The following is a 14,734-nucleotide window of genomic DNA, read 5'->3' on the forward strand; positions in this document are numbered from 1 at the left end:
GAACCATGGAAATTCTGCAAGGCCACAACAAGTTTTACGTCAACGATGCGCACGGCAATCAGGTTGCCGAAATTGTTTATGTCCCTACGGGGGAAAACCTGAGCATTATTGAGCACACGGATGTGGATGAGAGTCTGAAAGGGCAGGGCGTTGGCAAGCAGCTGGTCGCAAAAGTGGTCGAAGAGATGCGCGCTGAAAACCGCAAAATCATTCCTCTGTGTCCTTTCGCCAAACACGAATTCGACAAAACCCGCGAATACGACGATATTCGCGCCTAGTTTTGCCTGGAAAAAGCCTTACGGCGAGACGCGGTGTTCAGCCATGCGCTGAACACCGCTTTTTTTTATCCGACAAACATCACCGAAACGCACAGGACGCCGACAATTAACGTCAGCAAATTACCAATAGAGCGATACGGTTTAAGCGCAGGGATTAAGTAAGTGGAGAGCGTCGGCATGATAAACAAAATCATCGCAATGAGCGGCCCACTGATGGCATAAATCATCGAGATTGCGTTCGGGTTAATGCAGCACACCACAAAGGTGATGAACGACACCATCATGATCGACAGCGCCCGATTAAAGGCACGACTCTTCTTCACGCCCACCTGATTCAGCGACGATTTCACGATCTCTGTCGCCCCTTCGATCACCCCAAAATAGGTGCCCAGGAACGATTTCGACATGGCGACCACCGCCACAATAATGCCCGAAATACCCAGCCAGGCCGGGGAGGAGGGCATCATCGAAAGCGCCGATAAAATCGTCACGCCTTCTTCTTTCGCCGCCACGATATACGACGGCGGAATCGACAGCAGACAGCTGAAGACAAAGAACAGTACGCTCAGGCAAATAATCAGGTACGCGACCTTCATGATTTTTTTGCATTTACCCATTGCCGCATCGCCATACTTTTCGCGTCGATCGACGGCGAACGTAGAGATAATCGGGGTATGGCTAAAAGCAAAAACCATCACAGGAATAGAAATCCATACCTGGTGCAGCGTGTGCTGATCGAACGCCATCTGGCTGGTCAGCAGCGAAGGCTGCCAGCTTGTGGTGAGATATAACGACACAAACAGGAAGTAGGCAATCAGGGGGAAAACCAGGAATCCCATCACTTTGATGGTGATGTGGCGACCCGTCAGAAAGATCAGGTTAAGCACCATGACCACGCCCAGACTCACCAGCATACGTACGGTTGTGGTTACCGTAAGATGCTTCGCCAGCTGTTCGGTGAGCGAGTTGGTAATGGCGACGGCGTAGATCAGAACGACAACAAAGAAAGCGATAAAGTAGAGCGTGGTGATCAGATGCCCAATTTTCTTTCCGTAGTAGTGCGTGACCGCGCCGGTTATCCCTTCGCTGCCTTTGGTTTTGGACGACAGGATAAATTGAGCCAGCGCTTTATGCGGCCAGTAGGTTAATGGATAAGCCACCAGGGCGGTGATAAGCAGGACTATCGCGCCTGCGGAGCCAAGCTGAATGGGCAGAAACAATGTTCCTGCGCCCACGGCAGTGCCATAGAGGGCAAAGCTCCAGAGCGTTTCTTCTTTAGACCAAATTTTCGACATTAGAGCAACGTATCAACTATAAAAACGAACAAAAAGGAGAGTAATTTACCATAATTCTTCGTTGCCGGAGCAGTTGCTTCGTTATGTCTGGGCCGGAAGGGGATTCCGGCCCATGGGGGATTAGTGTGTTAGCGCACGCCGCTGCTGGCGACGTTTGATCATTTTGTCGCGCAGGGTGTCGTATGCCCAGTTATAGAACATGGTGTAAGGCAGGAAGAACAGGAAGAAACCAATCTCCAGCGTAAAGGCCTGAAGCAGCGTCACGCCCAGCACGGCAGCGACAATCGTCACCCCAATGACGATAAACCCGCACTCAAAACCCAGCGCGTGCAGGGCGCGAACTTTGGTCGTCCGCGGAACGCGGTGTCTGGGCCAGAAACGGTCGAAAACGAAGTTATAAATAATGTTCCAGACCATGGCGGTCGTCGCCAGGATGATGGTCAGTCCCCCCATTTCAAGCACCGAACGGCCCATTAACCAGGCCGCAGTGGGCGCCAGAATCGCGGTGGCGATCAGCTCAAAGCTGACGGCATGGAAAATGCGCTCCGGCAATTTCCGTTTATGGACATCGTGTTGCATTTACTGACCTCATTAATTCGCCGGAATGGGCGTTGACAGGACTATTGTCATCGTAAAAGGTGATATATAAAAGATAGTTACCATCGATAAAGTAGATAGATTATGCGTTACTCCCCTGAAGCCCTGACCGCCTTTGTTGAGACGGTGACCACCGGTTCTTTTTCTGCGGCTGCGCGACGGCTGCGTAAAAGCCAGTCCACCATCAGTACGGCCATTGCCAATCTTGAAGCGGATTTAGGTTTTGCCCTGTTTGACCGTTCCGCCCGTCAGCCTGTTTTAACCGCGCAGGGCAAACAGGTGCTGGGGTATGTCCAGTCCATCCTTGCCGCCGGCGAGCGCCTGGATCAGCTGGCCGTGTCGCTTACCGCGCAAACGGAAGCGCGTTTAACGTTTGTGTTATCGGATACGCTTAACCCGGACGTGCTGGAAAACCTGATGACGGAGTTCGATGCCCGTTATCCCCACACGCAATTTGAGTGCCTTGTCGGGGAGGAGGAGGATGTTATTGACCTGCTGCAAAAGGAGCGGGCGCATATTGGCCTGACCGAGGCCCGGGACAGTTATCCTACGGGGATAGGTGCCACGCGCCTGCCGATGCAAAGCCGTATGGCCATTTACGTCTCCACGTCGCATCCCCTCGCAGAGCAGGCGCTGATAGAGGCGGATGAACTTCACGGCTGGCGCGAACTGCAGCTGAATACTTATCTGGAACGCGAGCCTTCGCTGGCGCGCGGGCCTGTCTGGTCGGCACCCAATTACCTGATGCTGCTGAGTATGGCCGTGCAGGGGTTTGGCTGGTGCGCGCTGCCCTGTGCCCTGGTAGACGAATTCGCGGGGGCAAAAACCCTTGTGCAGCTTAACGTAACCGGATGGCCGCGCACCATTGCCGTCGACCTTCTGTGGAATAAACGCGCCCCGCCGGGCGTGGCAGGAAACTGGTTGCGTCAGTATTTACATCAGGCGCGATAATCCTGTGACTAAACTCACTTATTTTAAACAATTACGTTAATTGTTGATAACAATGCCTCTACTATCTGCGGTGTCATTTTGCGCAGAGGTTGAGATGAAAGAGGTCGTGATCGTGGGGGCGTTGCGTACGGCTATCGGCTGCTTTCAGGGGGCATTAGCACGTCATTCCGCCGTTGAGTTGGGCAGCGTGGTATTGAAAGCGCTGGTGGAGCGCAGTGGCATCCCCGCGCATGAAATTGACGAGGTGATCCTGGGTCAGGTCCTCACGGCCGGTGCCGGGCAAAACCCGGCTCGTCAGGCGGCCTTAAAAGGCGGATTACCTAACACGGTCTCGGCTATCACCATTAATGATGTGTGTGGCTCCGGGCTGAAAGCGCTTCATCTTGCGACGCAGGCGATCCAGTGCGGTGAAGCCGAAGTGGTGATTGCAGGCGGCCAGGAGAATATGAGCCGTGCGCCGCATGTGCTAACGGACAGCCGCACCGGCGCGCAGCTGGGAAACAGTCAGCTGCTCGACAGCCTGGTCCACGACGGGCTGTGGGATGCGTTCAACGACTACCACATGGGCGTCACCGCCGAAAACCTGGCGCGGGAATATGGTATCAGCCGCGAACTTCAGGATGCTTACGCGCTCAGCTCGCAGCAAAAAGCCCGCGCGGCCATTGATTCCGGACGATTTCGCAATGAGATCGTCCCGGTGAATACGGTACGTCAGAATAATGAACTGTTAATCGTTGATACTGATGAACAGCCGCGCACCGACACCAGCGCAGAAGGGCTGGCAATGCTCAACCCGGCATTCGAGAGCACCGGCTCCGTGACGGCAGGCAATGCTTCTTCGATTAACGATGGTGCCGCCGCCGTGATGATGATGAGTGAATCGAAAGCAGAAGAGCTCAATTTACCCGTACTGGCGCGCATCAAGGCTTTTGCCAGCGTGGGCGTTGATCCGGCGTTGATGGGGATCGCGCCTGTTTACGCGACACGCCGATGCCTTGAGCGTGCGGGCTGGCAGCTTGGTGATGTAGATCTTATAGAGGTGAACGAAGCTTTTGCGGCACAGGCGCTCTCTGTAGGAAAAATGCTTGAATGGGATCCTCAGCGGGTGAATGTGAACGGCGGCGCGATTGCGCTCGGTCACCCGATAGGGGCGTCCGGCTGTCGTATTCTGGTCTCGCTGGTACACGAAATGATTAAACGAGACGCCCGCAAAGGGCTGGCTACGCTCTGTATCGGCGGCGGTCAGGGTGTAGCGCTCGCTATCGAAAGATAATATCGCCCTTCTTTTTAACGAAGCCTCCTTATACCGGAGGCTTTTTTTTTGAGCGCGATCTTATTTTTACATGGATAAGTAAATTCTTAATGACCTAATAATTTCTTCACTTTACTTCCTCGGTTATAAAAAATTAATGTGATCTTAATCCTGAAATTTACCCTTGGTTGACCGTCTTTGTTGATGCCGGTCACGTCGATCATTGCCAAAAAAAATGAAACAAGTAATTACGATCCCGATCACTAAAATAATGGTGCTTTAAAAATAAAATGCAATTCCATAAAAACGAAACATCATTTCAATTGAGGGTTTTTGGCATGCTTAAGAAATCTCTGGTCCTTGCTTCTCTTGTTGGTGCGTCATTCGCGGCCCAGGCCGTCACCGTCGATCTGCGTCATGAATATATTGATAGCGGTTCGAACGCCGACCGCGTGTCGGTTTCACATCGTTTTGATAATGGCCTGGGCTTCTCTGTAGAAGCTAAATGGAAATCAGGTGGCGATAAGGCCGATCAGCCGTTTGCTGATATGGTTGGTAATGGTCATGAAGACCAGATTAGCTGGCGCTGGAAGGCTAACAAAAATATTGCTCTGACGCCTGCGCTTACTCTTGAAAGTAATGACAGTCGCACCATCTATAAACCTAATCTGCATTTGCAATATAGCTTCGATAGTGGTTTTTATGTGGCAGCGCGTTACCGTTATGAATATACCCGTTATCCGTCAAGCTCAAATAAAGAAGACGATAAAGTTAACCGTGGAGATGCATGGGTAGGATTTGTAATGGGAGACTGGCGTACAGAGCTGAACTATGTTTACGCGAAAAGCTCCGAGGGCACGATTAGAAATAATAATAAAGATTATTCCAATGAATATAATGCCAAGCTGGCTTATAAATGGGATAAAAACTGGGCGCCGTATGTTGAAGTGGGCAACGTTGGGGTAAAAGAGACCGACGAGCGTCAGACGCGTTTCCGTTTAGGCGTCGCATATTCTTTCTAATAATAAATAAGCAGTACCTCCGGGAAAAAGCCGGCTCGCCACGAGCCGGCTTTTTTGCGTCTCTTCAGTGTCGGGTCACGCGAATGATTTTGGATCACAACCGCTAATCTGCCTCTGCGGGCCAAAAAAAAGCCCTCCATAAAGGAGGGCAAGGCCAGTTACAGAAACACTCACTTAAATCATGCATGCAACATTTCAGGTTGCTCGGGAAGTTTCGCGATATAGAGCGCCGGTTTGCCGTCTTTATCGGAACTAAACAGAACCGCTTTATCATCCGGGGTAAAGGACGGATGCGGATGGGTCACCTGGCGGCTATTGGCCACCGTAGCCCAGGAGGTATCATGACGTGCAATGCGGAAATAACTTTTCTTCGCCACATCAAACGCATAAAGATACGGATCGTTATCGATTGTATAACCGCTGGTGTCTTTCACATCTACCGGCGTGCCGGAACCATCGCCCACCAGTAAGGTTCCATCAAAATTACTCATTAAATGCGAGCAGGCAGGCATTGGCATAACGGCTTCGTTGACGCCCGTCTCCGGATTAAAACGGTAAATAGTGCGACCCTGCTGGCCTTTCAGGTAAGAGACATAGACGAGCGCCGAACCGTCTGGCACCCAGAATTCATGCGTACAGCTTTCACCCTCAGCATGCTCTTTGACTTTGCGAACGTGGCTGCCATCTTCGTTCACCATCCACATGCGGGCGTCGACCAGGTCGTGTGGCCCTTCGTGACAGAAGGCCACGGTATTGTCATCGAACGGACGGTAAATAGGATGGCCCAGCCAGTTTTTCTCTTCGTGGATGGTCGCGCTTTCGCCGGTCTTAAGATCGACACGCAACAGACGGCAATGCGGTCCTTTATGGAAGAAGTCGTGGAAGATTTTCCAGTCATTAAGCGGTGTCCAGTCGCTTTTCGCGATCTCAATGCCGACCAGTTTGGTGCAGTCGCTGTTAGCCACCCAGGTTCCGTAGCCGACCCACTCATCGGGTACGCGATAAACCTCGCGTTCCGCCAGCGTTTTAAGATCCACTTCCAGCAAGACGCGATCGTTTTTCACATAATAAAGCGACGCGTCATCCGGTGAGAGGAATCCACCGAAAGTATTGTCGCCAGCGCCTTCGGTCAACTGGACAGCTTCAGCTTTTTTCACATCCAGCAGGTAGTAGTTCCAGTGACCGTCGAACTCCCCCGCGAACAGCAAATGACTGCCATCGTTAAAGAAACACTTCTGGTAGAAGTAATTACGATGACAGGTGACTTCCGGTGGAGTCAGGCGAGTTATTTCCACGCCTGTATCCGGATCGCGGCTGTGCTCGTAGTTCAGCTTGACCCGCATACCTTTAGCCATGATGCACTCCTTTATAGTGACGGCTGAATCCTGCTTCGGCAGCCATATCTGAATGATTATCGAGTTAAAAACTGAGTATCAAAATATCAAAACAACGTTTCAATGTGTGTGACTGATGGCGCAATTTGTAAGATTTATTAACGGAGTCGATGGGTTTCTTTGATTTTATGCGCGTGATTCCCCGTTCGATGTGAAAACTCAAAGTTTTTATAATTAGTTGTTTATTAAAGTAAAAAATCAACCTGACGGATTGCTGTTTGCTGCGCTTTTCTCTGTCAACGCTCAACATTCGTGATCGCAACTGCATTTCCGTCATTAAGATGCAGAAAAAGTGAAACAACGTTTTAAATGTAATTGAAAACCCATTTCTCAGCAGATACTATGTGTGCAACATGAAAACGGAACATCGTTTCGTTAATTATCCTGGCCCTCGGGCACGATCAATTCTGGAGGTACACGTGGAGGTCAGACAAAGCATCCACAGCGCGCATGCAAAGACACTGGATACACAGGGGCTGCGCGATGAGTTTTTAGTCGAGAAGGTGTTTGTTGCCGATCAATACACCATGGTGTACAGCCACATCGACCGCATTATTGTTGGCGGCATTATGCCGGTCTCAACGACGGTGTCCGTGGGCGGTGAAGTGGGCAAACAGCTCGGGGTCAGCTACTTCCTGGAGCGTCGTGAGCTGGGGGTGATCAATATTGGCGGCGCGGGCACCATCACCGTTGATGGTCAGTGCCATGAAATCGGTCATCGTGATGCGCTGTACGTCGGTAAAGGGGCGAAAGAAGTGGTCTTCGCCAGTATCGATGCCGGCAAACCGGCGAAGTTCTACTACAACTGCGCGCCGGCGCACATGACTTACCCGACCAAAAAGGTGACGCCTGCGGATGTTTCTCCCGTTACGTTGGGGGACAATCTCACCAGTAACCGTCGCACGATCAATAAATACTTTGTGCCGGATGTCCTGGAAACCTGTCAGCTCAGCATGGGCTTAACCGAACTGGCGCCGGGGAATCTCTGGAATACCATGCCGTGCCATACGCACGAGCGCCGCATGGAAGTGTACTTCTATTTCAATATGGACGAAGACGCCTGCGTGTTCCACATGATGGGGCAGCCGCAGGAAACCCGCCATCTCGTGATGCACAACGAGCAGGCGGTCATTTCGCCAAGCTGGTCTATTCACTCCGGTGTCGGAACCAAAGCCTATACCTTCATCTGGGGTATGGTCGGTGAAAACCAGGTATTTGATGACATGGACCACGTCGCTGTTAAAGATCTGCGCTAGTCGCGGGCAGTTGAGCATAACTCTGCCTGTTCGTGACAGGCGCTGAAAGATAAAGGAAAAAAAATGATTCTGGATGCATTTTCTCTGCAAGGTAAAGTGGCTGTTGTGACGGGTTGTGATACCGGTCTGGGCCAGGGTATGGCATTAGGTCTGGCGGAAGCGGGCTGTGATATCGTCGGCATTAACATTGTTGAGCCAACTGAAACCATCGAGCGCGTTACCGCGCTGGGGCGTCGTTTTCTGAGCCTGACCGCCGATCTGCGTAACATTGAGGCGATCCCGGAACTGCTGGAACGCGCCGTAGCGGAATTCGGCCATATTGATGTGCTGGTCAACAACGCTGGCCTGATTCGTCGTGAAGATGCGATCAACTTTAGCGAGCGTGACTGGGACGACGTCATGAACCTGAACATTAAGAGCGTCTTCTTCATGTCACAGGCGGCGGCGAAACACTTTATTGCTCAGGGGAACGGCGGCAAAATTGTTAACATCGCCTCTATGCTCTCCTTCCAGGGCGGCATCCGCGTACCGTCTTACACCGCATCCAAAAGTGCCGTCATGGGCGTCACGCGTCTGCTGGCAAACGAATGGGCAAAACACAATATCAATGTGAATGCCATCGCACCGGGTTATATGGCGACCAATAACACGCAGCAGCTGCGCGCTGATGAGCAGCGTAGCGCTGAGATCCTCGATCGTATCCCGGCAGGGCGCTGGGGTTTACCGAGCGATCTGATGGGACCTGTCGTCTTCCTGGCGTCACCTGCTTCTGACTATATCAATGGCTATACCATTGCTGTGGATGGCGGCTGGCTGGCGCGTTAATCGTCAGCGGGTGATAAAAACCTCTGCCCGGTGCGGAGGTTTTTTTTGCCTGTCAATCGGCATTGTCCATATCCCTGCGCGGCGAATATCCATAGTGATTAACGGTGAAACGATGCAGATCACAACTTAATTGCTTATAAATGAGTGTATTAACTAAATTCGAGTATATTTCACTCTGAGTTGAAACTGTAATGTCCATCACAGATCGTCATGGTGCAGCTTATTAATCCATATCTTCACGTTATACGACCTGACACTTTTCCCGGCATTCTCGTAATTTCATTACACGTCTTACGCTGTTCAGGCAGGAAATAATGACTTCTATAAATGACTCTACCTTGATGCCCCGCGCCCTGCGCGATACGCGCAGAATGAATCAGTTTGTTTCTGTTTCGGCCGCCGTGGCAGGTTTACTGTTTGGTCTGGATATCGGCGTTATCGCCGGGGCACTTCCCTTTATTACAGATCACTTTACGCTTAGCAGCCGTCTTCAGGAGTGGGTGGTCAGCAGTATGATGCTCGGTGCGGCGATTGGCGCACTGTTCAACGGCTGGCTCTCTTTCAGACTGGGGCGCAAGTATAGCCTGATGGCAGGGGCGATTTTATTCGTCGTCGGTTCGTTAGGCTCCGCATTTGCTACAGGAGTAGAGGCGCTGCTTCTGTTCCGCGTGTTGTTGGGCGTTGCGGTGGGCATCGCCTCCTATACGGCGCCGCTCTACCTCTCTGAAATGGCGAGCGAGAACGTGCGCGGGAAGATGATCAGCATGTATCAGCTGATGGTGACGCTGGGCATCGTGCTGGCCTTCCTGTCTGATACGTACTTTAGCTACAGCGGAAACTGGCGCGCTATGTTGGGCGTGCTGGCGCTGCCCGCCGTCCTGCTGATGGTCCTGGTGATCTTTTTACCTAACAGCCCACGCTGGCTGGCGCAGAAAGGGCGTCACGTTGAAGCCGAAGAGGTGCTGCGAATGCTGCGTGATACCTCTGAAAAAGCCCGTGAGGAGCTAAACGAAATCCGCGAGAGCCTTAAGCTGAAGCAGGGCGGCTGGTCGTTATTTAAAGCCAATAAAAATGTGCGCCGTGCGGTGTTCCTCGGCATGTTGCTCCAGGCAATGCAGCAATTCACCGGCATGAACATCATCATGTATTACGCGCCGCGCATATTTAAAATGGCGGGCTTTACCACGACCGAACAGCAGATGATTGCGACGCTGGTGGTCGGGTTAACCTTTATGTTTGCCACCTTTATAGCGGTCTTTACCGTGGATAAAGCCGGGCGTAAACCGGCACTGAAAATAGGTTTTAGCGTGATGGCGCTGGGTACGCTTATCCTCGGATATTGTCTGATGCAGTTTGATAATGGCACCGCCTCCAGCAGCCTGTCGTGGCTTTCGGTGGGGATGACCATGATGTGTATTGCAGGTTACGCCATGAGCGCCGCACCGGTTGTGTGGATCCTGTGCTCAGAAATCCAGCCGCTGAAATGCCGCGATTTTGGGATTACCTGTTCGACGACCACCAACTGGGTCTCGAATATGATTATCGGGGCCACCTTCCTGACGCTACTGGATTCGATTGGCGCTGCGGGAACGTTCTGGCTCTATACGGTGCTGAATATCGCCTTTATTGGCGTCACCTTCTGGCTTATTCCTGAAACTAAAAATGTCACCCTGGAGCACATTGAACGTAAATTGATGGCAGGGGAGAAGTTACGGAATATTGGGGTATAGGGGGGAGTGATTCAGCCTGTGTAATCTCTTTGAGGGGGCATGTAACTGTGGAGGTTGTTCCGTTCACTTTATGAACAACGCTTCTCTTTGACAGGGGAACCGGTGAACGTGCCAGGGCGGCTCAATCGCCGCCGCCCTGGCGACCCGGGCTCCCGGCAAGAAAATCGCCGCTTCGCGGTCCCCTCAGCTTTTTCCTTCAGGCTTTCGGGTCGGGCGCGATGCAGCGTCCCTGCAAGTCGCGCCCTCTCGGCGCATCCCTGCGCCTCGCCCCGGCCTTCCGGAAACGCTTCGGCGATTTTCAGCCCGACCAGGGGCTCGCTGTGAGATGCCATTTGTTCATTGGCTTTTTTATCGCGGTAAGAAAAGACATGACGGGTTAGGCATCCGCTCAGGAGGAGAGAACCACCTTTGTTGCATGCTCTCCCTCACCCCAGCCCTCTCCCAAAGGGAGAGGGAGCAAAGCCACCCAGCCCTCTTCCAAAGGGAGAGGGAGCAAAGCCCCTTACACCGCACATAAATAAAGCGCAGGCATCCCTTCTTCATCCGACGTATACAACACCCATTTATCATCCGGCGAAAACGACGGATGCGGGTGTGTAACCTGCCGATCGCCGTCCAGCACTTTCCAGCTGGTGTTATGCTGGCAAACCGCTTTCTGCGTCCCTTTTTTACTGTCAAATACCCAAATAAAGGGATCGTTCAGACTGATGTCGCCGGTGTTGTGCGGCGATCCATCGCCGACGATCAGCGAACCGTCGTGATTACTCATCAGGTGAGAGCAGGGCGGGATCGCCATTAGCTGGCGATTCTCAAGCGACTGCGGATCGGCACTGAACAGATAGCGTTGCGGGTCGTTCTCTTTATGCGCCACGTAATACAGCGCGGACCCGTCAGGCACCCAAAATTCATGCGTAAAACTTTCGCCTGGCGCATGCTGGCGGACCTTGCGCAAATTACTGCCGTCGGCATTGATCAACCACATGCGCGCATCAATGGCGTCGCGGGGGCCTTCGTGACAAAACGCGACCGTGTTGTCATCAAAGGGGCGAAAGAGAGGATGACCAAGCCAGCGTTTTTCCTGCAAAATCACCTTGCGCTCACCGGTACGTAAATCGACCTTAATCAGGCGGCATTCAGGCTGCGTGAAGTAAAAGGCGCGGAATTTGCTCCAGTCGGTCAGCGGCTGCCAGTCACTCTTTTTAATTTCGATACCCACCAGCTGGCTACAGTCTGAATTCGCCACCCAGGTTCCATAGGCCACCCAGGCGTCGTCCACTTCATAGGTGACATGCTCCTCTAAACTCGCCAAATCCACCCGGCGCAGTTCGCGATTGTTTTTGACATACCAAAGCGATTTATCGTCATCTGCTAAAAAACCGCCAAAAGTATTATCTCCCGCCCCTTCCGTTAACTGCGTTGCCTGTTGCCGGTTCAGATCGAGCAGATAGTAATTCCAGTGGCCTTCGAATGCGCCGCCAAAGATCAGCTTGCTGCCATCGCGGGTAAAACATTTCTGATAGAAGTAATTTCGGTGACAAACAATGTGCGGCGGCGTCAGACGTATCACTTCGTGCCCGGTTTCCTGGTCCAGACGCGTGCGAAAAGTGAGCGGGATGATTTTTCCTTTCATGGGGGGAACCTCCAGATAAAAAAATACCCCGCCACCGGAAGTGGCAGGGTACAGACAAGACAGCGGAATTAACGCATGGCGCGTTTCAGGATACGCTCAGCCTGACGCTGGAAGTCAGCTGCCGTCTCTTCCACGGTTTTTTGACCATAGTCGATGTATTGCAAAGAGGTCCCGAACTGAGCAACGATCTGCGGATCGTCAAAGTACGGTGACACGGACAGTTTGGCTGGCAGGGATTGCGCCAGACGTAATCCCGCAACCGCCGGATCGTTCTCTTTGATTTGACCATCTTCCGTCAGGTATTTCACCGCTGCTTTGCTCAAAGGCACGCCACGCTCCAGACCCAGCGTATCGACACCCTCTTTGCTGTTCAGCAGGAAGTTAATCACTTTCGCCGCCGCTTCCGGATTTTTGGTCGATTTACCAATAGAGAGCATCTGCGCAGGTTTGAAGAACAGCCCCGCGTCGGTCGCGCCTTCCAGCATTGGATAGCTGCCCAGCTCCAGTTTTGCAGGTGGCTTCAGGTTATCGGAATACTTATTGATGGTGGAGTTCCACATATAAGTGCCGCCCCACTCACCCTGGATCCACGGCTTCATCTCGTACATATTGCTCTTACCGAACGAGGCATAGTACTTGGTGTCTGGCATCACGTGGCTGTCGACCAGATTTTTATAGGTCTGGAAGAACTCAACCCACTGCTCTTTGCTGTAGGAGAACTTTTTGGTCTTCTCATCCACCGCAGGAATGTTGTATTTCTGAATCATATAAGAATTCAGCAGCGCCAGCGTATCCTGATGCTCAAGCACGACAGGGTAATACTGCTTTCCCAGTTTGCTCTCAAAGGTTTTACCCGCAGCCATCAGCGCTTCCCAGGTTTTCGGGTATTCAACGCCCGCTTTTTTCCAGGTTTCATCGTTAAAATAGAACACACGCGCTGTGACCGAGATAGGGATCCCGTTCAGCTTGCCATTGACCGTCGTCGACTGAAGCTCTTTCGGATCGAACTGGGTTAAATCGATCACGTCTTTCATTTTGTTCAGATCGTAAAAACCATCGCCGGTTTTCGAGAAAATCGGCAGCCAGTTCCAGTTGGTCTGCATCACATCCGGCTCCGTTCCGCCGGCGATCTGGGTGGTCAGGCGGGATAAATGACCATCCCATCCGGTGTATTCCGCCTTGACGTTGATGTCAGGGTTCTGTTTATGGAACTCCTCCAGCGCCTTTAGCGTGACCTGATGGCGACCATTGCCTCCCCACCAGGACATACGTAAATCAACATCTTGTGCCATCGATGGCAAAGCAGTAAGGCCCAGAGTCGCGGAGATTGCTGCGCTTAAAAGCACTTTTTTCATTTTTATAGCTCCAGTCAGATTGAGATGTTCAGTTCTGTTTTCGCGTCAAATATATGACACTTATTCATATCAAACTTAAAATACACCTTACGGTGAAGGCCTTTTTCAATCATAGGCTTAGCTTCATCGGAAGGAATTCGGGCCGTTAATTCGTACTCTGCCACTTTCAGGTACATGAAGAATTCATGCCCCATGTTTTCGACACGGACCAGTTCACCGCTGCAGCTCCCTTCGGCGAAAGGTTCGTCACTCACCGACACGAATTCCGGACGGATGCCATAGAAAACGTCCTGCGAGGCATGATCGACGACGTTGTTATGCAGCGTTTCACTGAGCGGCATTGTTTCGTTGCCAATGCTCAACGCCAGGCGTCCCGCCTGATCGACCAGCTTTGTCGCACGGATATTCATCTCAGGTGCGCCAATAAAACCGGCCACGAACATGTTTTTCGGCTTGTGATAAAGATTGTCCGGGGTATCCACCTGCATGATATGGCCAAGCTTCATCACGCAAATGCGATCGCCCATGGTCATCGCTTCGGTCTGATCGTGCGTCACATAGACCGTGGTGGCCGGTTTGCCGGACTTCTTCAACTGCTTGTGCAGGTCAGAAATTCGAATACGCATCGAGGCGCGCAGTTTGGCGTCGAGGTTGGACAGGGGTTCATCGAATAAAAACACGTCTGGCTTTTTCACAATCGCACGGCCGACGGCCACACGCTGTGCCTGACCGCCGGAGAGCTGACGGGGCAGACGATCCAGTAACTCTTCCAGTTCCAGGATTTTTGCCGCTTCGTTAACCTGAGCATCAATTTGCGCTTTCGGCATTTTGCTCAGCTTCAGGCCGAATGCCAGGTTCTCGCGAACGGTCATGTGGGGATAAAGCGCGTAGTTCTGGAATACCATCGCAATCCCGCGCTCTTTTGGCGCGAGGTTGTTGACAATTTTCTCACCAATTCGCACTTCGCCGCCGCTGATGGTTTCCAGCCCGGCAAGCATGCGCAGGGTGGTGGATTTGGCGCAGCCGGAAGGCCCGACGATCACCATAAACTCCCCTTCAGCGATTTTAAGGTCGATAGCATGTACCGCTTTGAAGCCGTTGGAGTAAACCTTTTCCAGTTTGTTGAAGATCACTTCAGCCATGATATTT

General features: G+C 52.1%; 13 protein-coding genes. 7 read left to right on the forward strand and 6 right to left on the reverse strand.

Going from position 1 to position 14,734, the window contains the following annotated elements; all coding sequences use genetic code 11:
* Positions 1-5: 5 nt before the first annotated feature.
* Positions 6-278, forward strand: a complete 273-nt coding sequence (locus tag LZP96_RS16665) for a GNAT family N-acetyltransferase (protein WP_064327270.1) — start codon at positions 6-8, stop codon at positions 276-278.
* 65 nt (positions 279-343) lie between these two features.
* Here the strand turns inward: LZP96_RS16665 and LZP96_RS16670 are convergent, their stop codons facing one another.
* Together LZP96_RS16670 and LZP96_RS16675 are read right to left on the reverse strand one after the other, a co-directional pair.
* Positions 344-1,573 carry an amino acid permease gene (locus LZP96_RS16670; RefSeq protein ID WP_064327269.1) on the reverse strand — a complete coding sequence of 410 codons (1,230 nt, stop codon included), beginning with the start codon at positions 1,571-1,573 and terminating at the stop codon, positions 344-346.
* Positions 1,574-1,693: 120 nt separating this feature from the next.
* Entirely contained in the window at positions 1,694-2,152 is a 459-nt protein-coding gene (locus LZP96_RS16675) for a multidrug/biocide efflux PACE transporter (RefSeq protein WP_064327268.1), read from the reverse strand.
* A gap of 102 nt (positions 2,153-2,254) precedes the next feature.
* Between LZP96_RS16675 and LZP96_RS16680 the strand changes: the two genes are divergently transcribed.
* The 3 genes from LZP96_RS16680 to LZP96_RS16690 all read left to right on the forward strand — a co-directional run bounded on the left by LZP96_RS16680 (position 2,255) and on the right by LZP96_RS16690 (position 5,395).
* Positions 2,255-3,121: a LysR family transcriptional regulator gene (locus LZP96_RS16680; RefSeq protein ID WP_064327267.1), complete on the forward strand. Its 867-nt coding sequence runs from the start codon at positions 2,255-2,257 to the stop codon at positions 3,119-3,121.
* A 94-nt stretch (positions 3,122-3,215) separates the two neighbouring features.
* A complete protein-coding gene (locus tag LZP96_RS16685; protein ID WP_064327266.1) occupies positions 3,216-4,394 on the forward strand; it encodes an acetyl-CoA C-acetyltransferase in 1,179 nt (392 codons plus the stop codon).
* A 317-nt stretch (positions 4,395-4,711) separates the two neighbouring features.
* Positions 4,712-5,395 (forward strand): oligogalacturonate-specific porin KdgM family protein, encoded by a 684-nt coding sequence (locus LZP96_RS16690; RefSeq protein ID WP_064327265.1) that lies wholly within the window; start codon positions 4,712-4,714, stop codon positions 5,393-5,395.
* Between the two features lie 179 nt (positions 5,396-5,574).
* On the opposite strand, the gene LZP96_RS16695 is transcribed toward LZP96_RS16690, so the two are convergent.
* The gene (locus LZP96_RS16695; protein WP_064327264.1) at positions 5,575-6,750 is read right to left on the reverse strand and encodes an oligogalacturonate lyase family protein; all 1,176 of its coding nucleotides are present in this window, start codon (positions 6,748-6,750) and stop codon (positions 5,575-5,577) included.
* 458 nt (positions 6,751-7,208) lie between these two features.
* Here LZP96_RS16695 and kduI point away from each other — a divergent pair, with 458 nt between their 5' ends.
* The 3 genes from kduI to araE all read left to right on the forward strand — a co-directional run bounded on the left by kduI (position 7,209) and on the right by araE (position 10,600).
* A complete protein-coding gene (gene kduI / locus LZP96_RS16700) occupies positions 7,209-8,045 on the forward strand; it encodes a 5-dehydro-4-deoxy-D-glucuronate isomerase (RefSeq protein WP_064327263.1) in 837 nt (278 codons plus the stop codon).
* Positions 8,046-8,108: 63 nt separating this feature from the next.
* A complete protein-coding gene (gene kduD, locus LZP96_RS16705) occupies positions 8,109-8,870 on the forward strand; it encodes a 2-dehydro-3-deoxy-D-gluconate 5-dehydrogenase KduD (protein ID WP_064327262.1) in 762 nt (253 codons plus the stop codon).
* Positions 8,871-9,181: 311 nt separating this feature from the next.
* Positions 9,182-10,600, forward strand: coding sequence for an arabinose-proton symporter AraE (araE, locus tag LZP96_RS16710; RefSeq protein ID WP_257789911.1), 1,419 nt, complete (start codon positions 9,182-9,184; stop codon positions 10,598-10,600).
* A 502-nt stretch (positions 10,601-11,102) separates the two neighbouring features.
* On the opposite strand, the gene LZP96_RS16715 is transcribed toward araE, so the two are convergent.
* From LZP96_RS16715 to LZP96_RS16725, 3 genes are all read right to left on the reverse strand, one after another.
* Positions 11,103-12,230: an oligogalacturonate lyase family protein gene (locus LZP96_RS16715; protein WP_064327260.1), complete on the reverse strand. Its 1,128-nt coding sequence runs from the start codon at positions 12,228-12,230 to the stop codon at positions 11,103-11,105.
* Positions 12,231-12,298: 68 nt separating this feature from the next.
* The gene (locus LZP96_RS16720; RefSeq protein WP_064327259.1) at positions 12,299-13,585 is read right to left on the reverse strand and encodes an ABC transporter substrate-binding protein; all 1,287 of its coding nucleotides are present in this window, start codon (positions 13,583-13,585) and stop codon (positions 12,299-12,301) included.
* 14 nt (positions 13,586-13,599) lie between these two features.
* Positions 13,600-14,727 (reverse strand): ABC transporter ATP-binding protein, encoded by a 1,128-nt coding sequence (locus LZP96_RS16725; RefSeq protein WP_064327258.1) that lies wholly within the window; start codon positions 14,725-14,727, stop codon positions 13,600-13,602.
* Positions 14,728-14,734: the final 7 nt, after the last annotated feature.

This window comes from Huaxiibacter chinensis (assembly GCF_022171985.1).
GTDB lineage: Bacteria > Pseudomonadota > Gammaproteobacteria > Enterobacterales > Enterobacteriaceae > Enterobacter > Enterobacter chinensis_A.

What these genes read in the sequence shown, in the direction of transcription:
- LZP96_RS16665 (WP_064327270.1), top strand. Translation starts at nt 6, where the DNA reads ATGGAAATTCTGCAAGGCCACAACAAGTTTTACGTCAACGATGCGCAC.
- LZP96_RS16670 (WP_064327269.1), bottom strand. Translation starts at nt 1,573, where the DNA reads ATGTCGAAAATTTGGTCTAAAGAAGAAACGCTCTGGAGCTTTGCCCTC.
- LZP96_RS16675 (WP_064327268.1), bottom strand. Translation starts at nt 2,152, where the DNA reads ATGCAACACGATGTCCATAAACGGAAATTGCCGGAGCGCATTTTCCAT.
- LZP96_RS16680 (WP_064327267.1), top strand. Translation starts at nt 2,255, where the DNA reads ATGCGTTACTCCCCTGAAGCCCTGACCGCCTTTGTTGAGACGGTGACC.
- LZP96_RS16685 (WP_064327266.1), top strand. Translation starts at nt 3,216, where the DNA reads ATGAAAGAGGTCGTGATCGTGGGGGCGTTGCGTACGGCTATCGGCTGC.
- LZP96_RS16690 (WP_064327265.1), top strand. Translation starts at nt 4,712, where the DNA reads ATGCTTAAGAAATCTCTGGTCCTTGCTTCTCTTGTTGGTGCGTCATTC.
- LZP96_RS16695 (WP_064327264.1), bottom strand. Translation starts at nt 6,750, where the DNA reads ATGGCTAAAGGTATGCGGGTCAAGCTGAACTACGAGCACAGCCGCGAT.
- kduD (WP_064327262.1), top strand. Translation starts at nt 8,109, where the DNA reads ATGATTCTGGATGCATTTTCTCTGCAAGGTAAAGTGGCTGTTGTGACG.
- LZP96_RS16715 (WP_064327260.1), bottom strand. Translation starts at nt 12,230, where the DNA reads ATGAAAGGAAAAATCATCCCGCTCACTTTTCGCACGCGTCTGGACCAG.
- LZP96_RS16720 (WP_064327259.1), bottom strand. Translation starts at nt 13,585, where the DNA reads ATGAAAAAAGTGCTTTTAAGCGCAGCAATCTCCGCGACTCTGGGCCTT.
- LZP96_RS16725 (WP_064327258.1), bottom strand. Translation starts at nt 14,727, where the DNA reads ATGGCTGAAGTGATCTTCAACAAACTGGAAAAGGTTTACTCCAACGGC.